Origin of the sequence: Streptomyces sp. NPDC046939, assembly GCF_040644575.1 — a bacterium.
In the GTDB taxonomy this organism is placed as follows: domain Bacteria; phylum Actinomycetota; class Actinomycetes; order Streptomycetales; family Streptomycetaceae; genus Streptomyces.
Window position 1 is genome coordinate 1 of the sequence record NZ_JBEYWV010000043.1, and the last position, 24,411, is coordinate 24,411.

Consider the following 24,411-nt stretch of genomic DNA (forward strand, 5'->3'; position numbering starts at 1 on the left):
GACGCGGCCGAGGTCGGTACGGATCGCGTCGAGGTCGTCGCCGCGGCCGACGAAGGAGGTGAGGCGGGCGCGGAGGTTACCCCGGGCCTGCCGCCCGGCCGCTACGACGGCATGATCGGCGGGCGCGGTCGCGACCCGCCCGGGCCATCGGTGCCGTCGGTGCCGTTCGACGGCTTCTCGTCGTGCCGGACGACCTCGCCCTGGATCACCGTGCCCGTGCCACCGGCCGGACCGCCACGGCTCTGCTGGAAGGCGGCTCCGAACGCGCCCCGGGTGGCCTCGGTCATCTTCCGCTCGATGGTCCGCTCCGTGTAGCGGCTCAGGGCCGTACGGACCGGCGGCACGAGCAGCAGCAGGCCGAGGGCGTCCGAGACGAGTCCGGGGATCATCAGGAACAGACCGGCGGCCATCAGCATCCCGTTGCCCTGCGAGCGCTGCTCGCCCTCCTCCACCGCGCCCGGCCGCTGTCCGCGCTGGAGCGTCTCGCTGAGGTTCTGGAAGGCACGGCGCCCGGCCGCCTTGATCACGGCGGCGCCGAGGGCGAAGCCGCCGACCAGGAGCAGGAACAGCGTGAAGCCGCCGACGGCGTCCGCCACCACCGTCAGCAGCCAGATCTCCAGGACCACCCACGCGACGACGGCGAGCGGCAGGAAGGTGCGGACCCGGGAGCGCCGGGCGCCGGTGGACTGGTTGCGGGGCGGGGTGCCTGTGGTCATGTCCCCAGTGTGCCTGGGGACCCGTCCGACTGGCGTAAGCAGAGGTCGGCGACGGTCCGCGGGGCTCAGGACCGGCCTGAGGCTCCTGCGGCGCCCGAGGGGCCCTCGGAGGCGCGGCCGAGCATCTTGCCCACGCGTGCGCCCACACCCCACGTGGTGACCCGCCACAGGGCCTCCACGACGATGTCCTTGCTCATCTTGGAGTCGCCCAGCTCGCGCTCGACGAAGGTGATGGGCACCTCGACCACGTGGTACCCGGCCTGCACGGCGCGGCGCGCGAGGTCGACCTGGAAGCAGTAGCCCTGGGAGGCGACGTCGCCGAGGCCGAGCCCTTCGAGGGTCTCGCGGCGGAAGGCGCGGAAGCCGCCGGTGACGTCCCGGATCGGGACGTCGAGCAGGAGCCGGGAGTAGGTGGAGCCGCCGCGGGAGAGGTACTCGCGGGACTTCGGCCAGTTGACGACGCGCCCGCCCGGCACCCAGCGCGAGCCGAGCACCAGGTCCGCGCTCTTGAGCGCGGTGAGCAGCCGGGGCAGCTCCTCGGGCTGGTGGGAGCCGTCGGCGTCCATCTCGACGAGGACGCCGTACTCCCGCTCCATGCCCCACGCGAATCCGGCGAGGTAGGCGGCGCCGAGCCCCTCCTTGCCGGAGCGGTGCAGGACGTGCACGTGGTCGTCGGACGCGGCCAGTTCGTCGGCGAGCTTGCCCGTGCCGTCGGGGCTGTTGTCGTCGGCGACCAACACGTGGGCGGCGGGCACCGCGGCCCGGACCCGCCCCACGATGGACTTGATGTTCTCCGCCTCGTCATAGGTCGGAATGATCACCAAGGCCGTACCGAGAGGGCCGAACTCGCGCCCACCGCCGTCGCTCACAGATTCCCCTTAGAAATGCAGAACTTTCGTGCACACCTCGCTGCACAAGAGGACCTACCTTAGCGAGCGCCGCAGGTCGGGCCGACACTGCGGATCGGGGCCGGGCGTCCTTCGGGCCGACCTGGGGCCCGCTGGCTGCGGGTCGACCGAGAGCCGTTGTCTACTGAACGCCCGGGCCCCACCCGGGTCGCACCTCGCCGACCGGCCGGAACGTTCCAGCGCCCCGTGGCGCGGGCGCCGGACTGCGTTCTACGACCGCGTGTTGTGCCCGGTCGTGCGAAAGGTGGTGGACCCGGCCGAACCTACCCGCCCCCTGCCGCGGTCTGTCAACACCCGTCCCACCTGCACCTGTCCGCGAAGACGGCTGGTCAGGGCCGAGGACACGCAGGTCTGCGGGGACGGCGGACGCCCGGGACGGACCACGCGCCGCCCCGGTATCTCACTCGTCCGGCCCTACGTAGACCGGCTGTCCGAAGACCACCGTCCGCAGACAGACGGGGAGTTGGGCGCCCGGCGAGAGATCCGGCAGGCCCGGGGTGCCGGAGCGCGGGTCCGTGGACCAGCGGGCCACCCGGTCGTCCGGGGCCTGCACGACCAGTTCGTCGGTGCGCCAGACGGCGTAGTCCGCGGGGGCGCCCGGCACGAGGATCCCGGCGTCGTCGCGGCCGACGGCGCGCCATCCCCCGCGCGTGTGGGCGGTGAAGGCGGCCCGTACCGAGACCCGGTGCTCGGGCGTGCGGTGGAAGGCGGCGGCGCGGACGGTGCCCCACGGGTCGAGCGGGGTGACCGGGCTGTCGGAGCCGAGGGCGAGCGGGACCCCGGCGCGCAGCAGGGCCGCGAAGGGGTTGAGGGTGCGGGCCCGTTCGGCGCCGAGGCGGTCGGCGTACATGCCGTCCTCGCCGCCCCACAGCGCGTCGAAGGCGGGCTGCACGGACGCGGTGAGGCCGAACTCGGCGAAGGCCGCCACCGACTCCGGGGTCAGCATCTCGGCGTGCTCGACGCGGTGCCGGGCGGCGCGCACGCGCGCGAGGCCGACCTTCTCGGCGGCGGCGCGCATTCCGTCGACGACGGCGGTGAGGGCGGCGTCGCCGATCGCGTGGAAGCCGGCCTGGAGACCCGCCTCGGTGCAGGCGACGACGTGCGCGGCGACGTCGGCGGCGCTCAGGTAGGCGGTGCCGGTGTGGCCGGCGTCGGCGTAGGGCGCGTGCAGGCAGGCGGTGTGCGAGCCGAGGGCGCCGTCCACGAAGAGGTCGCCGGCCGCGCCGAGGGCGCCGAGGGCGCGGGCCCGCTCGATGTCGCGGTCGGCCCAGTACCCGGCGACGCGCGGCCCCGGCTCGGAGCGGGCGAGGTCGAGCAGCCCGGTGAAGTCGTCCTCGGAGGAGATCTCGGGTCCCGCGCACTCGTGGAGGGAGCCGATGCCGAGGGACGCGGCGTGCCGCAGGGCCGCGCGCTGCGCCTCGGTGCGCTGCTGCGGCCCGACGGCGCCGAGGGCGGCGGCGCGCACCGCGTGGTGGGCGTCGCGCGTCAGGGGCCCGTCGGCGGCGAACCCGGCCCGGTCCCTGACGCCGGGCACCAGGTCGAGCAGGGCGGTGGTCACGACCGCGGAGTGCACGTCGATGCGGGAGAGGTAGAGGGGCCGTCCGCCGGTGGCCTCGTCGAGCTCGGCGCGCGAGGGCGGGCGGGTGTCGGGCCAGCGGGCGGCGTCCCAGCCGTGGCCGAGGAGGACCCGGTCGGTGGGGCGGGCCGCGGCGTGGTCCCGTACGAGGGTGAGGGCCTCCTCGCGGGTGCGGGCGGCCGTGAGGTCCAGGCCGGTGAGGGCGAGGCCGGTCGAGGTGGTGTGGACGTGGGCGTCGGTGAACGCCGGGGTGACCAGGGCGCCGTCGAGGTCGACGACCTCGTCCACGCCGTCCGCGAACGCGTCCGCCGCGCCTTCCGAACCGACCCAGGCGACGTGTCCGGCCTCCACCACCATCGCGGTGGCGAAGGGGTCGGCGGGGCTGTGGACCTCGCCGCGCCGGAGGAGAACGGTACGGGTGCTGGAGGGCGTGCTCATGGGGGACAGTCTCCCGCGCGGGGCGCTACGCGCGCGTGCCGGGGTCCTTTTTGTCGGTCCTCGGCCCGCCCGCGCCCTCAGATGCGCGGGGGCCGTGCCTCGTAGGGTGTCGACAGGACGACCGTCGTGCGCGTGGAGACTCCGGCGAGGGAGCGCACGCGCGCGAGCAGGTTCTCCAGTTCGTGCGGGGTCTCCACGCGGACCTTGAGGATGTAGTTCTCGTCCCCGGCCACGCTGTGGCACGCCTCGATCTCGGGGACGCCCGCGAGCCGGTCGGCGATGTCGTCGGGGGCGCTCGGGTCGAACGGCTTCACCGAGATGAACGCGGTGAGCGGCAGGCCCACCGCCTCGGGGTCGACGACCGCGGCGTACCCGCGGATCACGCCGCGCTGCTCCAGGCGGCGCACCCGCTGGTGCACGGCCGACGTGGACAGGCCCGTGGCCTTGCCCAGGTCGGTGTAGCTCATCCGCCCGTCCTTGACGAGCAGTTGCACGATCTGTCGGTCGAGCTCCTCCATGCGGCAGAACCTACAGGCACGTGATCGCCCCGGACACCTCGGAGCCGCGCGTTCGGCCCTGTGCGGCCCCCGCGCCTACCGCGCCCCGGGCACACGCAACCGGCATGTGACGAAGACCACACACTTACACCCGTGTCCTCACACGGGAAGCGATTACCGCGAGGGCGGGGAGGGAAGTGCTTGCTGTGGTCGTGGCCGCGGTTCCTGGTCGGCCCACCCGAGGGGGAGATTCCCATGCAGAACGTGAAGCGTCCCGGACGCCCCGCCACCCGTCAGCGCAAGCGCGCGGTCGCCGAGCCCCAGCCGGAGGGCGTCGAACCCGACGTCTTCGACGACGAGGCCCTCGACGCCGAGGCCGACCCCTACGACACGTTCGAGATGTACCGGGTGCTGTGCCCGGACTGCGCGCAGCCCATCGCGCTCCTCGCCGACGAGGACGTCCTTCCGGAGCACGCGCTGTGCGCCTCGCCCTGGAACCCGTTCGGGCTCACCGTCTGCGCGGGCACCGGGCGCCCGGCCGCCGAGGCGCGCCCCGCCGACGAGCTGATCGGTGCTCAGGAGCAGGACACCGCCCTGCTGTTGACGCTGCCTCAGGGGCTCGACTGGCGCATGCAGCCGTTCTCGCACGTGGGCGGGCCCGGCTCGCGGCCGCTGCGCGTGCCGTTCCAGCCGCAGCGCCGCGCCGCGGCCTGACCCGCGTCTTTCGCCCCACCTGGACTTCGCCCGTACGCGCCCCGCGCCATGGCCCGCACGCCGCCGTGGTGCGGGAGGGGTGTCGCGGGGCCGGTGAGCCCGCGAACGGACTCCCGAATGCCGCCACCGGTGACTCGCGCCAGTGGCCGCGCGTTGTCCTGGCATGACCCCGACGCAGACCCCCGCCCCCGCGCCCACCGGGCGGCGCGGGCGCGGCCTCTCGCCCGTCCCTGTCCCCGTCTTCGCAGAATCGGTTCGTCAGGCGCCGCACCAGGCGCCCCAGGACCCGCCCCTCTACCGCGCCCTCCTCGCCACCTGGGCCGAGTGCGGGAAGACGCTGCCGGGCCGGTACGACCCGGAGTGGGTGCGGCTCATCACCCCCACCGTGCGGACCGGGCAGTTCAGCGCCTCGCAGCCGTACTGACCGCCGCCGTCCGGCCGGCGCAGGGTGTGCCGCGTATGCCCAAGTACGCGCACGACCGCGGCAGTTGACGTGGCAACGGAATTGGTTCGGACCATTGACCGCACTGGTCTAGTCCTCCTACTGTCGGTGTCCCCTCCCCCCCACGAGGAGACACCATGCGCAGACCGCACCTCCCCCACACCCGCGTCAAGGCGCTCGCCGCCGCCGCCTGCTCCGCCGTGCTCGGCGCGGGCCTGCTCGCCTCCGCGGGCAGCGCGGCCGCCCAGGCGGAGACGCCCACGCAGACGAAGGCCGCCGGCTCCAAGGTCGTCGGATACTTCACCGAGTGGGGCGTCTACGACCGCAACTACCACGTCAAGAACATCGAGACGTCCGGCTCCGCCGCCAAGCTCACGCACATCAACTACTCCTTCGGCAACGTCCAGGGAGGCAAGTGCACGATGGGCGACGCCTACGCGGCGACCGACAAGGCGTACACCGCCGACCAGTCCGTGGACGGCGTCGCCGACACCTGGGACCAGCCGCTGCGCGGCAACTTCAACCAGCTCCTCAAGCTGAAGAAGAAGCACCCGAACCTCAAGGTCCTGTGGTCCTTCGGCGGCTGGACCTGGTCCGGCGGGTTCACGGAGGCCGCGAAGAACCCGGCCGCGTTCGCCCAGTCCTGCTACGACCTCGTCGAGAACTCCAAGTGGGCCGCTGTCTTCGACGGCATCGACATCGACTGGGAGTACCCCAACGCCTGCGGCCTGACCTGCGACACCAGCGGGCGTGACGCCTACAAGAAGCTGATGGCGGCGCTGCGCGCGAAGTTCGGCGCGAACTACCTGCTGACCTCCGCCATCCCCGCCGACGCCTCCGCGGGCGGCAAGCTGGACGCCACCGACTACGCGGGCGCCGCCCAGTACGTCGACTGGTACAACCCGATGACGTACGACTACTTCGGCGCCTGGGACGCCAAGGGGCCGACCGCCCCGCACTCGCCGCTGAAGGCGTACACGGGCATACCGAAGGCCGGCTACAACACCGACGCCACCATCACCAAGCTGAAGGCCGCGGGCGTGCCCGCCTCGAAGCTGCTGCTCGGCATCGGCTTCTACGGGCGCGGCTGGACCGGCGTCACCCAGTCCGCCCCGGGCGGCACGGCGACCGGCCCGGCGGCGGGCAAGTACGAGCAGGGCATCGACGACTACAAGGAGCTGAAGACCAAGTGCCCCGCCACGGGCACGGTCGGCGGCACCGCGTATGCGCACTGCGGGACCAACTGGTGGAGCTACGACACCCCGCAGACCATCGCGGGGAAGATGACCTACAAGAACCAGCAGGGCCTCGGCGGCACGTTCCTGTGGGAGCTGTCCGGCGACACCGCGAACGGTGAGCTGATCAAGGCCGTCAGCTAGACACCGCGCCCGAACCGCACGCGTGAGGGGCGGGGCCCGGTCTTCCGGGTCCCGCCCCTCACGGTCTTCGTGGCAGCGGTCACATCAGGCCGGCCTGTGTGACGAACATCGCGAGCACGACCACCAAGGTCCACCCCATGAGGTGCTCGAGGATCTGCGGGCCGTCCTCCCGGGGGCCACCGGTGCGCGTGCGGGCGGCGGCGGAAACCTGGCTGGCCGCGGAGGCGGCTACGGAGTCTGCGGTCATGGGGGTCTCACTCACTCGGTGCAGGGGCGGTGCGCCTACCACTTTGCCACCGGAATGTCGCTCCGCGGCCGAGACCTTGGTCACGCGTGCGCGGGGCCCGTTCCCGCCCCGCACAACCGGTCCGCGGTGTCGCGCGTCCCACACTTCGACGCGTACCCGTCGACATCGACCGGAAGGTTCTCGATGCGCACGTACCGGACACCCCGCACACCTGGCCGCAGAGCCCGTCTCACCGTCGCCGCCGCGCTCACCCTGAGCGCGGCGCTCACCGCCCCGGCCGCCGTCTCGCAGGCCGCCGCCGATCAGCCCACGCCGGGCGCCCCCGGCCTCGGCGACCCGCTGTTCCCGCTCGACGGGAACGGCGGCTACCGCGTCCGCCACTACACGCTCGACTTCGACTGGCGAGCGCCTCTGACCCCGTTCCCCGCGTCGACGACGATCACGGCCACGGCGGAGCAGGCGCTGTCCCGCTTCGACCTCGACTTCGCGGGCAACGAGCTGCGCTCGGTCACCGTGAACGGGCGCCCCGCGCAGACCCGGCGGGACGGCGACGAACTGGTGATCACCCCCAAGTCGCCGCTGCGCAAGGGCGGTTCGTTCACCGTGAAGGTCGACTACACCGCCGATCCGACACAGATCCGCCACCGCGACGACGCGATCGAGAACTACGGCTGGATACCCACGCCCGACGGCACGGTCCTCTACCCGCAGCCCAACGGCGCCAAGATGATCTTCCCCAGCGACGACCACCCGAGCCGGCGCGCCCCCCTCACCTTCCGCGTCACCACACCGGCCGGTCTGACGGCCGCCGCCAACGGCAAACTCGTCGACCGGTCCGTACGCCCCGACGGCCGGGTCCGCTGGACCTACGACTCCGAACAGCCGGTCGCGGCCCAACTGGTGCAACTGGCCATCGGAAGGTTCCAGCTCATCGACAGCGAGGGCCCCGAGGGCCTGCCGCTGCGTGACGTCGTGCCCGACGCGCTGGTCGCGCCGACGCAGCAGTACCGCGACCTGACACCCGCGCACCTCGACTGGCTCCGCGAGCGCCTCGGCCCCTACCCCTTCGACCGGTACGGCGTCCTGGTCGGCGACACGGACCTGGGCGTGGCCCTGGAGACCCAGACGCTGTCACTGCTGCCCAAGGCGGACCTGCTCGGCACCCGGGTCGACGCCGAGCGCGACCTGGTGCACGAGCTGACCCACCAGTGGTTCGGGGACAGCGTCGCCCTCGCCACCTGGTCGGACCTGTGGCTCAGCGAGGGCCACGCCCGCTTCTACGAGCGGGAGTACTCCGAGGAGCACGGCGGCGACAGCTTCGAGGCCGCCATGAGGACGGCCTACGAGAACCACGACCAGTGGCGCCACGACTACGGGGCGCCCGCCGAGCCGACCGAGCCGAACCTGTTCAAGCGCATGCGCTACGACGGCTCGGCGCTCGTCCTCTACGCGCTGCGCGAGGAGGTCGGCGCCGGCACGTTCCAGCGGATCGAACGGGCCTGGCTCACGACCTACCGGGGCAGGGCGGCGTCCACGGCCGACTTCACCGCCCTGGCCTCGAAGGTCGCCGGGCGCGACCTGTCCGGCTTCCTGCACCCGTGGCTGTACGGCCCCAAGACCCCGCCGATGCCAGGACACCCGGACTGGGTGGTCACGCCCGTGGTCACGCCATGATCCCCGGAGGTCAGCGCACCCCCACCGCCGCCAGCGCCTTGCGCTGCTTCGGGGTCGGGTGGGCCGGGAAGTACAGGTAGCAGACGCCGCCCGTGCCGGAGACCACCTTGCCGGAGGCGTTGTAGCGCTTCGTGCGCAGCCAGATCGTCTCCCACTCGGCCCGCTTGTAGACGCGCCGCACCGCCGGGTCGCTCGGCGACGCCGGGTCGTTGGCGATCACGTCGCCCTCGGCGGTGAACCCGATGACCGTCATGAGGTGCCCGGAGGTGCCGTAGCCCGCGCCCGTCAGCTCCTCCTTGAGGAACGACTGGGACGTTATGGCCGGGATGCCGGCCGCGATCAACGTCTCCAGGTCCGTCAGGGAGGAGAGGCGGGTGACGACGCCCTGGAGGTCCCTGTACGTGGCCGCGTACGCCGCGTTGAACGGCCAGTTGCCGCAGCCCGCGTACTGGTAGTCATACGTATGACGGGCGGCGTGGCAGACCTGCGGGTCGGCGTAGGACGGGTCGACCCAGGCCAGCTGGGCCGGGGTGGGCTTGCGGCCCCAGTACTCGATGATCATCTGCGAGGAGGTGGGGCTGCACCACGCCTCGCCGCCGTTGTCGTACTGCGGGTACTGGCCGGCGTGGATCTCCTGCGAGTAGCGGGGGACGACCAGCTCCTTGGCGAGCCCCGGCTTCGAGGCCGGGACGGTGAAGCGGTCCGGGATGTCCGAGCCCATCGCGCCGAGCCGCCATACGGTCGGCGCGGCCTTGGAACCGGGGGTGCGCAGCAGGGTGAGGCGCAGGCTGTAGGAGACGAGCCGCAGGCCCGAGGCCGCGTCGTCGATGGAGAAGGTGTCCGTCCAGATGCTCGACTTGCCGTCGCTCTGGTCGTCGACGGAGGTGCGGCGGATGTCGGCCTTCTCGTCGTCCCCGGCCGTCCAGCGGCCCATCACGTACCAGGGCGTCTTCGTCCCGTCGGTGTACGTGCCCCGGAGCTCGACCTGGATCCAGGTGCCGGACGGGGTGTGCGCGTTCCAGGAGGCGATGACCTCGGTGGCGGGGACGCTCAGCCGGTGGACCGGCGAGGTCCAGGTGGCGTACTCCCAGTCGGCGGTCCTGTTCAGGTGCGGATCGGTGTAGGTGAGCGTGCCGGTGGCCTTGGCGAGCGTCACGCCGGGGCGGTCGCCCGCGACGGCGCGGGTGCCGTTGCCGGCGCCCGCGCGCCAGTCGGCGTACGTCGTCCAGGCGTGGTTGTCCACGAGGCGTCCGGGCGCCTTCGCGCGGGCGCCGGAGCCCGGCGCGGCGTGCGCGGCCGCGGCCGTCGTGACAGCAAGCACGGCACCCGCGGCCGCGGCAAGCACGGTTCTGCGGGCCGGACGGGAGTCCTGTTCGGATCGGGTCATCGGGTGGTCCCCCAGTCGACGGGTCGGGCGGGTCGGACGGTCGTGCGGGTCTTGCGGACGGCACGGGGTGGACGGTTGTGCGGGGCGTGCTGGCGGTGCGGGTGGGACGGGCCGTGCGAGTCGTGCGGGTCAGACGGTCGTGCGGGTCTTGCGGACGGCACGGTGCGGACGGTTGTGCGGGGCGTGCTGGCGGTGCGGGTGGGACGGGCCGTGCGAGTCGTGCAGGTCATGCGGGCGGTGCGGGGCGTGCGGGTCAGATGGGCCGTGCGGGCCGCCGGTCGTGCGGGTCATGCGGGTCGGACGGTCGTGCGGACGGCACGGGGTGGACGGTTGTGCGGGGCGTGCAGGTCGTACGGGCGGTGCGGGTCGGACGGTCGTGCGGGTCAGCCAGGTCGGACAGGCTGTGCGGACGGTGCGGGTCATGCGGGTCGTGCGGGCGGTGTGGGTCGTGCGGGTCGGACAGACAGTGCGGGCGAGCCAGGTGTGGTCCCGTGCGGGCCTGTGGGACAGTGCGCCAACTATGGCCGTAGTGACGTGATTTCCACCAGCGTTCCGGGGCCTGTCGCCCGTACCAATATTGGTCTCCACCACTGGAATGACCTGCGGAGGCGCGCGCGAAACCCGGGCCGGACGCCACGTAGCCTGGCGGTGTGACCTTTCAGCCCGTGCCCCTCGCCCCGTACGCCGAGCGCCTGCGCGCGCTGCCGCCCTCGTGCGGCCCCGTGCGTCTCGTCGGCATCGACGGGCACGCGGGCTCGGGGAAGTCGACCTTCGCGACGCGGCTCGCCGAGGCGCTCGGCGGGGCGCCGGTGCTGCGCCTGGACGACCTGGCGAGCCACGACGCCCTCTTCGCCTGGACGGACCGACTGCGCGAACAGGTACTCGTCCCGCTCTCCCGGGGCGACGCCGCGCACTACGAGACCTACGACTGGCACGCCCGCCGCTTCGACGCCGTGCGCGTCCTCGCACCCGCCGACGTGGTCCTCGTCGAGGGCGTGGGCGCGGGCCGGCGCGCTCTGCGGCCCTCCCTGGCGCGGCTGCTGTGGATGGACATGCCGCCGGAGACGGCGTGGGCGCGGGGGCGGGCCCGGGACGGCGCGGCGCAGGAGAGCTTCTGGGACGGCTGGATACCGGCGGAGCGCGAGCATTTCACTCGTGACCCGTCCCGCCCCTTCGCCGGGGAATTGGTACGGGAGTGTCCTGTGGGGTACGCGATGCGCGTGGGGCCGGGCGGGGCCCTGCGAAACCACGCTGCCGTCACACAGGGTGAGGAACCGCCAGCGGTGAGCTGACGGCCTTGATACGGCCTTCCGCCACTTTCCCCGAGTGCCTCAACTCTGCTTGACCCAGGGGCCGTACAGGACTTACGTTTCCAATGAGCGGCCCCTCCGGGCCGCCGGCAGACGCGAAGCCCCCGGTTGTTCCCCCGTGATCGGGGGCTTCGTTCTGCCCGCAATGTCCTGCTCGATCCGCGCCGGGACGCTCGCCGCTCACCCTGGGTCACCATCCTCCACCGCGCTCACCTGCGCGAAATCCCGCGCTCACCGCCCGCTCCGCGCCGATCCGACGCCGCCGCGCCCTACGGCCGACCACGCCCCCGCAGGTACGATGCCTTCGGTGCGGCCTACGGACGGCTCGCTGTCCGCATCGTGACAACTCCCGTCCATGACAGAGCGGTTCATCGGGGGCACGGCTTGTGGGGGACGTGATGGACTTCGGCACCGGCGCGCCGACGGGCCCGGCCGACCTCGCCTGGCTGCGGGGCGTCGACGCGTACACGATGGGCGCGTATCCGCAGGCGGAGGAGGAGTTCCGGACCGCCGTGCGGCTCGATCCTGGGATGGCCGACGGCTGGCTCGGACTGCACGCGCTGCGGATCGACACGACGACGGCGCTGCTGCGGATGTTCCGCCACCGCGACCGGTTCGGGGAACAGCGCACGCGACACCGCCGCACCCTCAACTCCTGGTACTGGCTCGGCTGGTGGGTCCAGCCGGTCCTCGAACGCCCGCGCGACCTGCTGCTCGCGCACGCCTCGCACTGGCTCGACGGACGCCACGTCCCGGAGCTGGACCGGGCCCTCGCCACCCTGCCGCCGGCCGACACGGACCCGCAGGTGCGCTTCCTGCACGCCTGCCGGGCCTACCTGGTCAAGGACTGGGAGCAGTTGGTCCGGCACACGGACTCGCTGATCGACGACCCGATGCTCGGCATCGAGGCCGGGCTCTTCGGCGGCATGGCCCGGGTCCGCATGGAGATGTACGGGCAGGCGGAGCCGCTGCTCTCCTCGGCCCTGATGCGCTGTCGCAGTGAGCAGCCGCAGCGCAAGGAGCTACGGTACTGGCTGGCGCGGGCGCACGAGGGCACAGGGCGTTCGGCCGCCGCGATGCCGTTGTACCGGGCCGTGCACCGCGTCGACCCGGCGTTCATGGACACCTCGGCGCGGCTCGCGGCGATCGCCGAGGGGGACGGGTACGGGGACTTCGGGGACGGACCCGATCTCGCCCCGCTCCCCCTGACCGGGTATCAGGACAGCGCCGAGGGCGGGGAGTCGGCCGAGCCGCTGTACGCGGGCGACGGCCGGGACCTCAAGGTGACCGAGTCCGGCCTGCCGACCCCGAGCGCGGTCGGCGCGGACGAACCCGACATGGTGCGGGAGAAGGCGGTCGTCCCGGTCCCGGCGCCGCTGCCGGCCGGGCCCGCCGACCCGGTGCTCCTGGAGGAGGCGCTCTCCGAGCTGGAGCTGATGGTCGGCCTGGAACCGGTGAAGCGCCAGGTCAAAGCGCTCTCCGCGCAGTTGAACATGGCGCGTCTGCGCGCCGGGCAGGGCCTGCCGGTCCAGCCGCCGAAGCGTCACTTCGTCTTCTCGGGCCCCTCCGGCACCGGCAAGACGACGGTGGCCCGCATCCTCGGCCGGGTCTTCTACGCGCTCGGCCTGCTCGGCGGCGACCACCTCGTGGAGGCCCAGCGCTCGGACCTGGTCGGCGAGTACCTCGGCCAGACCGCCGTCAAGGCCAACGAGCTGATCGACTCCGCGCTCGGCGGCGTCCTCTTCGTCGACGAGGCGTACGCGCTGTCCAACTCCGGCTACGGCAAGGGCGACGCGTACGGCGACGAGGCGCTGCAAGTGCTGCTCAAGCGGGCCGAGGACAACCGGGACCATCTCGTGGTCATCCTCGCCGGATATCCGGAGGGCATGGACCGGCTGCTCGCCGCCAACCCCGGCCTGTCCTCGCGCTTCACCTCCCGCGTTGACTTCCCCTCGTACCGGCCGATGGAGCTGACCTCCATCGGCGAGGTCCTCGCGGCGGAGAACGGGGACGTGTGGGACGAGGAGGCGCTGGAGGAGCTGCGCTCCATCGCCACGCACGTGGTCGAGCAGGGGTGGATCGACGAGCTGGGCAACGGCCGGTTCCTGCGGACCCTGTACGAGAAGTCGTGCGCCTACCGCGATCTGCGGCTCACCGGATATCTGACCGAGCCGTCCCGCGACGACCTCGCCACGCTGCGGCTGCCCGATCTCATGCAGGCGTACGGGGAGGTGCTCTCCGGGCGGGGGCCGCAGGACCCCACAGGGCTGTAGGGCCTGCGGCGTTCTCCCCGTCTAGGTCAGCGCCTCCTGCCTCGTCCGGGCCTGCGGGACCTCCGCCTCCTCGCGGTGCGCGGGGTCGCGGACCTCGCCGACGAGCAGCTCAAGGACGTCCTCCAGGGCGACCAGGCCGAGGACCCGGCCCGAGGCGTCGGCGACCTGGGCCAGGTGCGTCGCCGCCCGGCGCATCACCGTCAGCGCGTCGTCCAGGGGCAGTTCGGCGCGGAGCGTCGTCATGGGCCGCCAGAGCTGCTGCGGGACCGCGCGGTCCGTGCCGGGGCCCTCGATCAGGTCGAGGACGTCCTTGATGTGCAGGTAGCCCATGAAGGCGCCGCCCTCCGCACAGATCGGGAAGCGGGAGTACCCGGTGCGCGCGGTGAGGGCGATGATCTCGGCCGGGGTGACCGAGGGGCCGACCGTGACCAGCTCCGCCCGGTTCAACAGGACGTCGGTGACCGGGCGCGAGCCCAGCTCCAGGGCGTCCTCCAGACGCTCCTGCTCCTCCGGGTCGAGCAGACCCGCCTGCCCGGAGTCCTCCACCAGGCGGTTGAGCTGCTCGCTGGTGAAGACCGCTTCGACCTCGTCCTTCGGCTCGACCCTGAACAGCTTCAGGACGACGCGGGCGCAGGCGCCGAGCGCGATCGTGACCGGCTTGCAGAGCCGGGCGAAGGCGACCAGGCCCGGGCTGAACCACAGCGCGGTCTTCTCGGGCGCCGCCATCGCCAGGTTCTTCGGCACCATCTCGCCGATGACCAGGTGCAGGAAGACGACCGCCGCCAGGGCGATCACATAGCCCAGCGGGTGGACCATGCCGTGCGGGACGTGGACCGCCTCGAAGACCGGCTCCAGGAGGTGCGCCACCGTCGGCTCCGCCACCGCGCCGAGCGTCAGCGAGCAGACGGTGATGCCGAACTGGGCCGCCGCCATCATCTGCGGCAGGTGCTCAAGCCCGTACAGGACCTGGCGGGCGCGCTTGCCCGGCAGCGGTTCGATCTGGCTGCGGCGGACCGAGACCAGGGCGAACTCGGCGCCGACGAAGAAGCCGTTGGCGAGGACGAGCAGGGCCGCGAAGAGGAGTTGCAGGGCGCTCATCGGGCCGCCTCCAGGACAGCGGTGGGTGCGTCCGCGAGCTTGACGATGCGGACGCGCTCGGCGCGGTAGTGGTCGACCTGGCGCACGGCGAGGCGCCAGCCGGGCAGCTCGGCCTTGTCGCCGGGGGCCGGGATGCGGCCCAGGAGGTCGGCGACGAGGCCGGCCACCGTCTCGTACGGGCCCTCGGGGGCGTCGAGGCCGATGCGGCGCAGGATGTCGACGCGGCAACTGCCGTCGGCGTCCCAGGCGGGCCTGCCGTCCTCGGGCGGGGCCGCCGCCAGTTCGGGCAGGTCGAGCCGGTCGTGCTCGTCGCGGACCTCGCCGACGAGTTCCTCCACGATGTCCTCCAGGGTGACGACCCCGGCCGTGCCGCCGTACTCGTCGACGACGACGGCGATCGGCTGCTCGCTGCGCAGGCGTGCGAGGAGCGGCTGCACCGGCAGGGTCTCCGGGACCATGAGCGGGGTCTGCGCGATGCGCACGACGGGCGTGCGCAGGCGCTCGTGCGCGGTCATCGCCAGGGCGTCCTTGAGGTGGACCATGCCGATGACCTCGTCGATCCGCTCCCGGTAGACGGGGAAGCGGGACAGGCCCGTGGCGCGGGTCAGGTTGACCACGTCCTCGGCGGTCGCCGATGCCTGGAGCGCGCTGACCTTCACGCGGGGCGTCATGACGTGCTGCGCGGTCAGCTCGCCGAGCGAGAGCGTCCGCACGAACAGGTCGGCGGTGTCCTGTTCCAGGGCGCCCGCCTGCGCCGAGTGCCGGGCGAGCGAGACCAGCTCGCCCGGGGTGCGGGCGGAGGCCAGCTCGTCGGCCGGTTCGACGCCGAGGGCGCGGACGAGGCGGTTGGCGACCGTGTTCAGCAGGGCGATCACCGGGCGGAAGAGGCGGGCGAAGGCGTGCTGGGGGCCTGCCACGAAGCGGGCCACCTGGAGCGGCTTCGAGACCGCCCAGTTCTTCGGGACCAGTTCGCCGATCACCATCTGGGCGGCGGACGCGAGCAGCATGCCGACGACGACCGAGACGCCGCTCGCGGCGGACTCGGGCAGGCCGACGGCCTCGCAGGGGCCGCGCAGCAGCTCCGCGAGGGCCGGTTCGGCGAGCATGCCGACGACCAGGGAGGTGATGGTGATGCCGAGCTGGGTGCCGGAGAGCTGGAAGGACAGCTCCTTGAGGGCTTCGACGACGGTGCGGGCGCGCTTGTCGCCGGCGTCCGCCGCCTCCTTGGCGTCCTGGCGCTCGACGGTGACGAGCCCGAACTCGGCCGCCACGAAGAATCCGTTGGCGAGGATCAGGAGGAAGGCTGCCGCGAGGAGCAGCAACGGGATGGTCATGCCGCCGCCTCCGCAGACGTACGCGCGAGGGGCGCGCTATGTCGGGAGGGGGCGGCGCAGGTACTGCCGGACGATCCGTCCATCGCTGGAGGGAGTCACTCCTTGGTTAGCAGGGGCCCCCGCCCGCCCGTCCGGGCGCGTCAGGGGCGGGGCGGCACATGGCACACGCCCCGCCCAACAGATTAATCAAGGTTGGGGCGAAGGTGTCAGGGGCCGGGGCCCTGACTCAGCCCTGATGTGTCGTGCGCGACTCCGCCAGGGCGCGGAGCGCTTTCGCGTCGCGGATGGCGCTCTGTCTGGCCAGGGCCGGCTGGATGCCCATCGCGGCGAGGCTCGTGCCGTCGGTGAGGTCGAGGAAGACCCAGGGGTCGCCGGGGCGCAGGTTGACCCGGACGATCTCCGCCCAGGCGAGGCGGCGGCCACGCGCGATGTTGACGACCGTGACGCCGTCCTCGTCGGCGACGACCTTGGGCCGCGCGAGCAGCGCGAGCACGCCCCAGAACAGGGCGGCGGTGAAGATGAAGCTGAGCTTCTCCCCCGCGCTCATCGTGTCGATGAGCAAGGCGATCGCGCTGATCACCACGAAACAGGCGGCGCCCAGCGCGTGCAGGATGACGCGCGTGTGGCCGGGCCGGAAGGTGACGGGCAGGGCGGGAGGGGCGACGGGGTCGGACATGGTCGGCGTCCTCAGAGGCGGCAGGCGTGGATGGCCGTGGTGAGGATGGCCCGCGCGCCGAGGGCGTACAGGTCGTCCATGATGCGCTGCGCGTCCTTGGCGGGGACCATGGCGCGCACGGCGACCCAGCCCTCGTTGTGCAGCGGGGAGACAGTCGGCGACTCCAGGCCCGGGGTGAGGGCGACGGCCTTCTCCAGGTGCTCGGCGCGGCAGTCGTAGTCCATCATCACGTACGTGCGGGCGACGAGGACGCCTTGGAGGCGGCGGAGGAACTGCTGCACCTTCGGCTCGTCGGCGCTGTCGCCCTTGCGGCGGATGACGCACGCCTCGGACTTCATGATCGGCTCGCCGAAGACCTCCAGGCCCGCGTTGCGCAGGGAGGTGCCGGTCTCGACGACGTCGGCGATGGCGTCGGCGACGCCGAGCTCGATGGCGGTCTCCACGGCGCCGTCGAGGTGGACGACGGAGGCGTCGACGCCGTGCTCGGCGAGGTACTTGCCGACGATGCCCTCGTAGGAGGTGGCGATCGTCTTGCCCGCGAGGTCGGCGAGGTCCTTGACCGCGCCGGGCCGGGAGGCGAAGCGGAAGGTGGAGCGGGCGAAGCCGAGGGGGAGGATCGCCTCGGCGTTGGCCCCGGAGTCGATCAGGAGGTCCTGGCCGGTGAGCCCGATGTCGAGCTTGCCGGAGGCCACGTAGATCGCGATGTCCTTGGGGCGCAGGTAGAAGAACTCGACCTCGTTGTCCGGGTCGACCGTGACGAGTTCCTTGGACTCCTTGCGCTGGCGGTAGCCGGCCTCATGGAGCATCGCCGACGCAGGTCCGGACAGTGAACCCTTGTTGGGGACGGCGATGCGCAGCATGAGGACGGATTCCTTCGCGTAAGGGGGAGAGAGGTGAACGGACTCGGGGGCCGGCTCAGAGATGGGCGTACACGTCGTCGAGGGAGATGCCGCGGGCGACCATCATCACCTGGACGTGGTACAGAAGCTGCGAGATCTCCTCGGCGGCGGCTTCCTTGCCCTCGTGCTCGGCCGCCATCCAGACCTCGGCGGCCTCCTCGACGACCTTCTTGCCGATGGCATGGACGCCCTTGCCGACCAGCTCTGCGGTGCGGGAAGTGGCGGGGTCGCCGGTGGCGGCCTTCTGCTGGAGCTCGGCGAAGAGCTCCTCGAACGTCTTATTGGACATGGTGGCCCCTACTTTACGCGGCTCTCCCCCGCCCCTAACGCCAGGGTTCGGAGACGGTACGCAGCGTGGTGGCGGTGGCGACGGCCGCGGTGACCGCTTCGTGCCCCTTGTCCTCGCGGGAGCCCTCGATGCCCGCGCGGTCGAGCGCCTGCTCCTCGGTGTCGCAGGTGAGGACGCCGAAGCCGATGGGGACGCCGGTGTCGACGGAGACCTGGGTGAGGCCCTGGGTGACGCCCTGGCACACGTACTCGAAGTGCGGGGTGCCACCGCGGATGACGACGCCGAGCGCGACGATCGCGTCGTAGCCCCGGCCCGCGAGGACCTTGGCGACGACCGGCAGCTCGAAGCTGCCGGGGACGCGCAGGACGGTGGGCTCGCTGATGCCCAGCTCGGTGAGGGCGCGCAGGGCGCCGTCGACGAGCCCGTCCATGACCTTCTCGTGCCACTGGGCGGCGATGACGGCCACGCGCAGGTCGCCGCAGTTCTTCACGCTCAGTTCGGGGGCACCCTTGCCGCTCACGCGCTTCTCCTCGTACGTAGATGGTTCAGGGGTTGCGGGATACAGATCACTGGTTGGTGCAGGCGGACGTCGTCGGGGCGTCCAGCCAGGGCAGGTCGTGGCCCATCCGGTCCCGCTTGGTGCGCAGGTAGCGGAGGTTGTGCTCGCCCGCGCTGATCGGCATGGGCTCGCGGGCGGTGACGACGAGGCCGTGCCGGGTGAGGGCGTCGGTCTTGTCGGGGTTGTTGGTCATCAGGCGCAGGGTGCGCACGCCGAGGTCGTCGAGGATCTGGGCGCCGGCCGCGTAGTCGCGGGCGTCGGCGGGCAGGCCCAGCTCCAGGTTGGCGTCGAGGGTGTCGCGGCCGCGCTCCTGGAGCTCGTAGGCGCGCAGCTTGGAGAGCAGGCCGATGCCGCGGCCCTCGTGACCGCGCAGGTAGACGACGACGCCGCGGCCGTTCTCCACGATGCGGCGCATCGATTCCTCCAGCTGGGGGCCGCAGTCGCAGCGCAGGGAGTGGAAGACGTCGCCGGTGAGGCATTCGGAGTGGATGCGGACCAGGACATCCTCGCCCGTACCCATGTCGCCGTGGACGAGGGCGACGTGCTCGACGCCGTCGACCGTGGAGCGGTAGCCGTACGCCGTGAACTCGCCGAAGGCGGTGGGCAGGTGGACGGTCGCCTCGCGCTTGACGGTGGGCTCGGCGGAGCGGCGGTAGGCGATGAGGTCCTCGATGGAGATGATCGTCAGGCCGTGCTTGCGGGCGAACGGGATCAGCTCGGGCAGGCGCAGCATCACGCCGTCCTCGCCCGCGATCTCCACGATGGCGCCGGCCGGGCGCAGGCCCGCGAGGCGGGCGAGGTCGACGGCGGCCTCGGTGTGGCCGTTGCGTGCGAGGACGCCGCCGGTGCGGGCGCGCAGCGGGAAGATGTGGCCGGGCCGGACGAGGTCGCCGGGCTCGGCCGTGCCGCTCGCGAGGAGCTGGAGCGTGGTGGCGCGGTCGGCGGCGGAGATGCCGGTGGTGACGCCGTGGGCGCCGGAGGCGTCGACGGAGACGGTGAACGCGGTCTTCATCGACTCGGTGTTGTCGCCGACCATCTGCGGCAGGTCGAGCCGGTCGAGTTCGGCGCCCTCCATGGGGGCGCAGATCAGGCCGCGGCACTCGCTCATCATGAAGGCGACGATCTCGGGCGTGATCTTCTCGGCGGCGACGACGAGGTCGCCCTCGTTCTCCCGGTCCTCGTCGTCGACGACCACGACGGGGCGGCCCGCCGCGATGTCGCGGATCGCCTGCTCGACCGGGTCGAGGGTGAGGTCGGTGTCGGTGATCTCGTACAGGTGGGCTGCGGTGCTCATGCGTGGGCTCCTTCGAGCGCGGGGGCCTTGGCCGCGGCGGCGCGGGACCGCAGCCACCAGTCGCGCATGCCCCACAGGACGAGCGCGCCGTAGATGACGTAGACGAAGCCGGAGAAGGCGAAGCCGTTGGCGAAGTTCAGCGGGACGCCGACGACGTCGACGAGGAGCCAGGCGAACCAGAACTCGACCATGCCGCGCGCCTGGGCGTACATGGCGACGACGGTCCCGACGAAGATGTACGCGTCCGGCCACGGGTCCCACGACAGCGTCGGGAACGCGGTGAACAGTCCGCCGACGGCGAGGGTGCCGAGCGCGGCGGCGGCGACGAGGGCGCCGCGCTCGCGCCAGGTGGCGAACCGTACGGCGATGGAGCCGTCCTGCGCCTGGCCCGTGCCGCGGTTCCACTGCCACCAGCCGAACAGGGCGACGACGATGACGACGAGCTGCTTGCCCGCGCTGCCCGAGAGGTGGGCGGTGGCGAACGCGGTGAGCAGGATCGCGCCGGAGACCAGCTGGGCGGGCCAGGTCCATATGGAGCGGCGCCAGCCGAGCGCGAGGGCGATCAGACCGATGGTGTTGCCGATCATGTCCGACCAGAGAATGTGCTGGTCGAAGAGGGTGAACGCTTCGGTGTTGAGCCAGTTCACTTGGTGCCCCCCTGGGCGCTGTCCCGGTCGCTTCGCTGATCGCTGCCCTGGTAACCGAGCATCCGCTCGACGTATTTCGCGAGGACGTCGACCTCGAGGTTGACCGGGTCGCCGGGCTGCTTGATGCCGAGCGTGGTCAGGTCGAGGGTGGTGGGGATGAGGCTGAGGGTGAAGTAGTCGGCGCCCGCCTCGACGACGGTCAGGCTCACGCCGTCGACGGTGATGGAGCCCTTCTCGACGACGTACCGGGCCAGCTCGGCGGGGAGCGAGACCTTGACGATCTCCCAGTGCGTGGAGGGCAGCCGCTCGATGATCGTGCCGGTGCCGTCGACGTGGCCCTGCACGATGTGCCCGCCGAAGCGGCCGTCCGCGACCATCGGGCGTTCGAGGTTGACGCGGGAGCCGGTCGTGAGCGCGCCGAGGCTGGAGCGCTTGAGGGTCTCGGCCATGACGTCGGCGGTGAAGGAGTCCCCGTCGTGCTCGACGACGGTGAGGCAGACCCCGTTGACCGCGATGGAGTCGCCGTGCTTGGCGCCTTGCGTGACGACGGGGCCGCGGACGCGGAAGCGACACGCGTCGTCGAGCATCTCGACGGCGGTGATCTCGCCCAGCTCTTCGACGATTCCGGTGAACACTTCCCGGGTCCTCCCTCATAGGGCATGGACTCCGGGGCACTGTCGTGCGACGACGACAGAACGTACGGACTGCGACACCGGTCACCGGGGACGACGCCGAGAGACCGGACCGGCCACGACGTGTGGACGGCACCCGGAACAGACGGCGACGCGCACCCTGGGGTGCCCGCCCGCCGCGCACTGCCTCCCATCCGGACTTTAACCGTCGGTCCAGGAATTTCACCTGGTCAACCGGTCACTGGACGTGACCGGGTCGCGGACTGTAACCGCCGGTTCGGACTTTCACCGACCCCGGAGTGCGCTGCTTCTGGTACATGGCCAGTGTGCCACGTCCGATCGATGCGGATGCATGCGAATACTGTGGGCTGGCTCACAGGGCCGCCGGTCGCGGTGGGCCCGTCTGACAGGCTGACCACGTGACGACCAGCTCAGCCGCCGGCCCGGCGGAAGGCCCCGACCGCACCGCCGAGTTCGAGCGGCACCGCCCGCGGATGTTCTCGCTCGCCTACCGGATGCTCGGCTCCGCCGAGGAGGCGCAGGACGTGGTGCAGGACGCCTACCTGCGGTTCGCCGGTACCGAGCCGGGTTCGGTCGAGCATCTCGGCGGCTGGCTCGCCAAGGTCGTCACCAACCTCTGCCTGAACCGGCTGACGTCGGCACGGGCACGGCGCGAGAGGTACGCGGGGCCCTGGCTGCCCGAGCCGGTCCTCACCTCCGACGGCGCGCTCGGGCCCCTGGAATCGGCCGAGCAGCGCGAGTCGGTCTCCGCCGCGCTTCTGCTCCTCCTCGAGCGGCTGACGCCGACCGAGCGGGCGGTGTACGTGCTGCGGGAGGCGTTCGCGTACGGCTACCGGGAGATCGCCTCGGTGCTCGGTCTCGGGGAGGCGAACTGCCGCCAGTTGTACCGGCGGGCCACGGCGCGGATCGGGGAGCCCGGGGCGCGGTTCGCACCGTCGGAGCGGGTGCGGCGGGAGCTGGCGGAGGCGTTCGTCGGGGCGGCGCGCGAGGGCGACCTGGCCGCGCTGGAGAAGCTCCTCGCCGCCGACGTGGTCTGGTGGGGCGACGGCGGGGGCAAGGTCAGCGCGGCGCGCAGGCCGGTCGAGGGCCGCGAGAAGGTGCTGCGGTTCCTGGTGGGCGTCGCGGAGCGGTACCTCGTCGGCGCGGAGCTGTCGGTCGCCGAGGTCAACGGGGGCCCGGGGCTGGTCGTCACGGTCGGGGGCAGGCTGTTCGCGGTCGTCACCTTCGAGGTGCGGGGCGGGCTCGTGGTGGCCGCGCAGACGGTGCTCAACCCCGACAAGCTGGAGTTCATGGGCGCCCAGCTGGCCGCGGCACGGGAGGGCTGAGGAGCGCCGTCCGGGGGTTGTCACATTCCCGGGCGTCCGCCGGTTCTCCCTTGCTGACGGGTGCTCCACGAGGGAGCGCTCCGGGGTACGAAGGAGCTGATGCGGCCGTGACCACGATTCTGGTGACCGGGGGGACCGGGACGCTGGGCCGGCTCGTCGCCGAGCGGCTGCGCGGGGACGGGCACGAGGTACGGGTCCTGAGCAGGAAGGCCGAGCCGTACGCGGTGGACCTGCGCGAGGGCGGCCCCGCGCTCGACCGGGCCGTCGACGGGGCCGATGTCATCGTGCACTGCGCGTCGTCGCCGCGCGGGGGCGACGAGGAGGCGGCGCGGAACCTGATCGCGGCCGCCCGCCGGGCGGGGGTCCCGCACCTGGTCTACATCTCGATCGTCGGTGTGGACCGGGTGCCGTTCGGCTACTACAAGGCGAAGCTCGCGGTGGAGCGGCTGATCGAGGAGTCCGGGCTCGGCTGGACCGTGCTGCGCACGACCCAGTTCCACGAGTTCGTCCACGACATCCTGCGCACCTTCGCGAAGTCACCGGTGATGCCGCTCCCGGCCGGCCTCGACGACCAGCCGATCGAGGTCTCGGAGGTCGCCGGCCGGCTGGCGGAGCTCGCCGTCGGGCCCCCGGCGGGCCGCGTCCCCGTCATGGGCGGACCCGAGGTCCGTACGTTCAGGGACCTGGCCCGCGCCTACCTGCGGGCGGAGGGCAGGCGGCGGGCGGTGGTCAGCGTCCCGCTGGCGGGGAAGACGTACCGGGCGTTCCGGGCGGGCGGGCATCTGGCGCCGGAGCAGGCGGTGGGGAAGGGGACGTTCGAGGAGTTCCTGGCGCGGCGCTGAGCGCCTGGCCGTCGGCCCCGAAGACGGCCTCCTGCGCCGATTCGCGGGCCATCAGGAGCGCCCCGCGCAGCACCGCGCCGCCGCCGAGCGCCCCCGGCCGCACCTCCGTGGCCAGCGGTGACATCCGCGTGAGGCGGGTGGCGACGCGGTGGGCCAGGGCCTCGCCGCCCGCCCGGCCCACCTCGCCGGCCAGGACCAGGAAGCCGGGGTCGAGCACGGCGACGACGGCGGCGGCGCCGAGGACGACGCGGTCGGCGAGTGCGTCGAGGAAGGCGTCCGCGCCGGAGGCGACCGCTTCGCGGACCACCTCGGCCGCGCGCTCCACCGGCTCGCCGGGGGCCGCGAGGCCGTGGGCGGCGGCCAGGCCGAGGATGGCGGCCGAGCCGGCCAGGGAGTGGTAGCCGCCGTCGCAGCCGGTCGCGGAGGGCAGTCCGGTGGTGCCGGGGACGGGCAGGAAGCCGACCTCGCCGGTGCCGCCGGAGGCGCCGCGGCGCAGCTTGCCGTCGAGGACGACCGCCGCGCCGATGCCGAGCCCGAGCCAGAGCAGCACGAAGGTGTCCTGCGCGCGGGCGGCGCCGTCGAGCTGTTCGGCGAGGGCCGCGAGGTTCGTCTCGTTCTCCACCAGGATCCGGGCGGGGAGGCGCTCCTGGAGGACGGTGACGAGGCGGCGGTGCCATTCGGGGAGCCCGGAGGAGTCGCGGAGTTCGCCGGTCGCCGGGTCGATGAGACCGGGGGCGCCCACGCCGACCGTGTGCAGATGGTCGATGCCCGCCTCCTTCGCCGTGTGTTCGAGGAGGGCGACGGCGCGCTCGACGGCGGCGCCGGTCCGCTCCCCCGCCTCGACCGGCAGGGACGCCCGCGCGAGCACCGTGCCGAGCAGGTCGGCGACGACGAGGCGGACGCTCTCGGTGCGCACGTCGAGCGCCGCGAGGTGGGCACGGTCGGCGACGATCCCGTAGAGGCGCGCGTTGGGGCCGCGCCGCTGGGCGCCCGCCTCCCCCACCACCGTGACGAGCCCGGACGCGGTGAGCCGCTCGACGAGGTCGGCGACGGAGGGCCGGGAGAGCCCCGTGCGGTCCTTCAACTGCCCGGCGGTGAGCGGGCCTTCGTCCTGGAGGAAGCGCAGCGCGAGCCGGTCGTTGATGGCGCGTGCGGTCCTCGGAGATGCGGGCATGGCGGGATCCTACGCGGAAACAGGGTAACTATCAGGCAGGGTTCCTGATAGTTTACGGCG

Annotated in this window: 25 protein-coding genes and 1 riboswitch; of the genes, 8 read left to right on the top strand and 17 right to left on the bottom strand. The window is 72.7% G+C overall.

The window, feature by feature from the left end:
• Positions 1-101 precede the first annotated feature (101 nt).
• The 4 genes from fxsA to ABZ877_RS34740 all read right to left on the bottom strand — a co-directional run bounded on the left by fxsA (position 102) and on the right by ABZ877_RS34740 (position 4,156).
• Positions 102-716: an FxsA family membrane protein gene (gene fxsA / locus ABZ877_RS34725; protein WP_361079674.1), complete on the bottom strand. Its 615-nt coding sequence runs from the start codon at positions 714-716 to the stop codon at positions 102-104.
• A gap of 65 nt (positions 717-781) precedes the next feature.
• Entirely contained in the window at positions 782-1,585 is an 804-nt protein-coding gene (locus ABZ877_RS34730) for a polyprenol monophosphomannose synthase (protein ID WP_361079676.1), read from the bottom strand.
• A 439-nt stretch (positions 1,586-2,024) separates the two neighbouring features.
• Positions 2,025-3,638 (bottom strand): amidohydrolase, encoded by a 1,614-nt coding sequence (locus ABZ877_RS34735; RefSeq protein ID WP_361079678.1) that lies wholly within the window; start codon positions 3,636-3,638, stop codon positions 2,025-2,027.
• Positions 3,639-3,715: 77 nt separating this feature from the next.
• Entirely contained in the window at positions 3,716-4,156 is a 441-nt protein-coding gene (locus ABZ877_RS34740) for an Lrp/AsnC family transcriptional regulator (protein WP_361079680.1), read from the bottom strand.
• 234 nt (positions 4,157-4,390) lie between these two features.
• On the opposite strand from ABZ877_RS34740, the gene ABZ877_RS34745 reads away from it, so the two are divergent.
• The 3 genes from ABZ877_RS34745 to ABZ877_RS34755 all read left to right on the top strand — a co-directional run bounded on the left by ABZ877_RS34745 (position 4,391) and on the right by ABZ877_RS34755 (position 6,670).
• A complete protein-coding gene (locus ABZ877_RS34745) occupies positions 4,391-4,849 on the top strand; it encodes a hypothetical protein (RefSeq protein WP_361079682.1) in 459 nt (152 codons plus the stop codon).
• A 163-nt stretch (positions 4,850-5,012) separates the two neighbouring features.
• The gene (locus ABZ877_RS34750; RefSeq protein WP_361079684.1) at positions 5,013-5,273 is read left to right on the top strand and encodes a hypothetical protein; all 261 of its coding nucleotides are present in this window, start codon (positions 5,013-5,015) and stop codon (positions 5,271-5,273) included.
• A 155-nt stretch (positions 5,274-5,428) separates the two neighbouring features.
• Positions 5,429-6,670: a glycoside hydrolase family 18 protein gene (locus tag ABZ877_RS34755; protein ID WP_361079686.1), complete on the top strand. Its 1,242-nt coding sequence runs from the start codon at positions 5,429-5,431 to the stop codon at positions 6,668-6,670.
• A 79-nt stretch (positions 6,671-6,749) separates the two neighbouring features.
• Here the strand turns inward: ABZ877_RS34755 and ABZ877_RS34760 are convergent, their stop codons facing one another.
• Positions 6,750-6,917: an SCO1431 family membrane protein gene (locus ABZ877_RS34760; RefSeq protein WP_361079688.1), complete on the bottom strand. Its 168-nt coding sequence runs from the start codon at positions 6,915-6,917 to the stop codon at positions 6,750-6,752.
• Between the two features lie 183 nt (positions 6,918-7,100).
• On the opposite strand from ABZ877_RS34760, the gene ABZ877_RS34765 reads away from it, so the two are divergent.
• A complete protein-coding gene (locus ABZ877_RS34765) occupies positions 7,101-8,591 on the top strand; it encodes a M1 family metallopeptidase (RefSeq protein ID WP_361079690.1) in 1,491 nt (496 codons plus the stop codon).
• A 10-nt stretch (positions 8,592-8,601) separates the two neighbouring features.
• Here the strand turns inward: ABZ877_RS34765 and ABZ877_RS34770 are convergent, their stop codons facing one another.
• The gene (locus ABZ877_RS34770; protein WP_361079692.1) at positions 8,602-9,978 is read right to left on the bottom strand and encodes a peptidase C39 family protein; all 1,377 of its coding nucleotides are present in this window, start codon (positions 9,976-9,978) and stop codon (positions 8,602-8,604) included.
• A 129-nt stretch (positions 9,979-10,107) separates the two neighbouring features.
• On the bottom strand, positions 10,108-10,269 hold the full coding sequence (locus ABZ877_RS34775) for a hypothetical protein (RefSeq protein ID WP_361079694.1): 162 nt from the start codon (positions 10,267-10,269) through the stop codon (positions 10,108-10,110).
• Positions 10,270-10,628: 359 nt separating this feature from the next.
• Here ABZ877_RS34775 and ABZ877_RS34780 point away from each other — a divergent pair, with 359 nt between their 5' ends.
• Entirely contained in the window at positions 10,629-11,270 is a 642-nt protein-coding gene (locus tag ABZ877_RS34780; protein ID WP_361079695.1) for an AAA family ATPase, read from the top strand.
• 416 nt (positions 11,271-11,686) lie between these two features.
• The gene (locus tag ABZ877_RS34785; RefSeq protein WP_361079697.1) at positions 11,687-13,561 is read left to right on the top strand and encodes an AAA family ATPase; all 1,875 of its coding nucleotides are present in this window, start codon (positions 11,687-11,689) and stop codon (positions 13,559-13,561) included.
• A gap of 21 nt (positions 13,562-13,582) precedes the next feature.
• Here the strand turns inward: ABZ877_RS34785 and ABZ877_RS34790 are convergent, their stop codons facing one another.
• The 9 genes from ABZ877_RS34790 to ABZ877_RS34830 all read right to left on the bottom strand — a co-directional run bounded on the left by ABZ877_RS34790 (position 13,583) and on the right by ABZ877_RS34830 (position 20,992).
• Positions 13,583-14,659 (bottom strand): hemolysin family protein, encoded by a 1,077-nt coding sequence (locus tag ABZ877_RS34790; RefSeq protein ID WP_361079699.1) that lies wholly within the window; start codon positions 14,657-14,659, stop codon positions 13,583-13,585.
• Complete coding sequence (locus ABZ877_RS34795) at positions 14,656-15,993, bottom strand: hemolysin family protein (protein WP_361079700.1); 1,338 nt, start codon at positions 15,991-15,993, stop codon at positions 14,656-14,658. The genes ABZ877_RS34790 and ABZ877_RS34795 overlap by 4 nt, the downstream gene beginning before the upstream one ends.
• Positions 15,994-16,219: 226 nt before the next feature.
• Entirely contained in the window at positions 16,220-16,669 is a 450-nt protein-coding gene (locus ABZ877_RS34800) for a PH domain-containing protein (protein WP_361079701.1), read from the bottom strand.
• A gap of 11 nt (positions 16,670-16,680) precedes the next feature.
• On the bottom strand, positions 16,681-17,529 hold the full coding sequence (gene hisG / locus ABZ877_RS34805) for an ATP phosphoribosyltransferase (protein ID WP_361079702.1): 849 nt from the start codon (positions 17,527-17,529) through the stop codon (positions 16,681-16,683).
• Between the two features lie 55 nt (positions 17,530-17,584).
• On the bottom strand, positions 17,585-17,857 hold the full coding sequence (locus tag ABZ877_RS34810; protein ID WP_361079704.1) for a phosphoribosyl-ATP diphosphatase: 273 nt from the start codon (positions 17,855-17,857) through the stop codon (positions 17,585-17,587).
• A gap of 34 nt (positions 17,858-17,891) precedes the next feature.
• Positions 17,892-18,377: a 6,7-dimethyl-8-ribityllumazine synthase gene (gene ribH / locus ABZ877_RS34815; protein ID WP_361079706.1), complete on the bottom strand. Its 486-nt coding sequence runs from the start codon at positions 18,375-18,377 to the stop codon at positions 17,892-17,894.
• A gap of 46 nt (positions 18,378-18,423) precedes the next feature.
• The gene (locus tag ABZ877_RS34820) at positions 18,424-19,710 is read right to left on the bottom strand and encodes a bifunctional 3,4-dihydroxy-2-butanone-4-phosphate synthase/GTP cyclohydrolase II (protein ID WP_361079707.1); all 1,287 of its coding nucleotides are present in this window, start codon (positions 19,708-19,710) and stop codon (positions 18,424-18,426) included.
• A complete protein-coding gene (locus ABZ877_RS34825) occupies positions 19,707-20,357 on the bottom strand; it encodes a nicotinamide mononucleotide transporter family protein (RefSeq protein ID WP_361079710.1) in 651 nt (216 codons plus the stop codon). The genes ABZ877_RS34820 and ABZ877_RS34825 overlap by 4 nt, the downstream gene beginning before the upstream one ends.
• Positions 20,354-20,992 carry a riboflavin synthase gene (locus ABZ877_RS34830; protein ID WP_361079712.1) on the bottom strand — a complete coding sequence of 213 codons (639 nt, stop codon included), beginning with the start codon at positions 20,990-20,992 and terminating at the stop codon, positions 20,354-20,356. Before ABZ877_RS34830 ends, ABZ877_RS34825 begins: the two co-directional genes overlap by 4 nt.
• A gap of 173 nt (positions 20,993-21,165) precedes the next feature.
• Positions 21,166-21,296, bottom strand: a riboswitch (FMN riboswitch).
• Positions 21,297-21,408: 112 nt separating this feature from the next.
• Here ABZ877_RS34830 and ABZ877_RS34835 point away from each other — a divergent pair.
• Both ABZ877_RS34835 and ABZ877_RS34840 read left to right on the top strand, forming a co-directional pair.
• Positions 21,409-22,335 carry an RNA polymerase sigma-70 factor gene (locus tag ABZ877_RS34835; RefSeq protein ID WP_361079714.1) on the top strand — a complete coding sequence of 309 codons (927 nt, stop codon included), beginning with the start codon at positions 21,409-21,411 and terminating at the stop codon, positions 22,333-22,335.
• A gap of 107 nt (positions 22,336-22,442) precedes the next feature.
• Positions 22,443-23,177 (top strand): NAD(P)H-binding protein, encoded by a 735-nt coding sequence (locus tag ABZ877_RS34840; protein ID WP_361079716.1) that lies wholly within the window; start codon positions 22,443-22,445, stop codon positions 23,175-23,177.
• Here ABZ877_RS34840 and ABZ877_RS34845 read toward each other — a convergent pair.
• Positions 23,065-24,351 (bottom strand): ROK family transcriptional regulator, encoded by a 1,287-nt coding sequence (locus ABZ877_RS34845; RefSeq protein ID WP_361079718.1) that lies wholly within the window; start codon positions 24,349-24,351, stop codon positions 23,065-23,067. The genes ABZ877_RS34840 and ABZ877_RS34845 overlap by 113 nt on opposite strands.
• Positions 24,352-24,411: the final 60 nt, after the last annotated feature.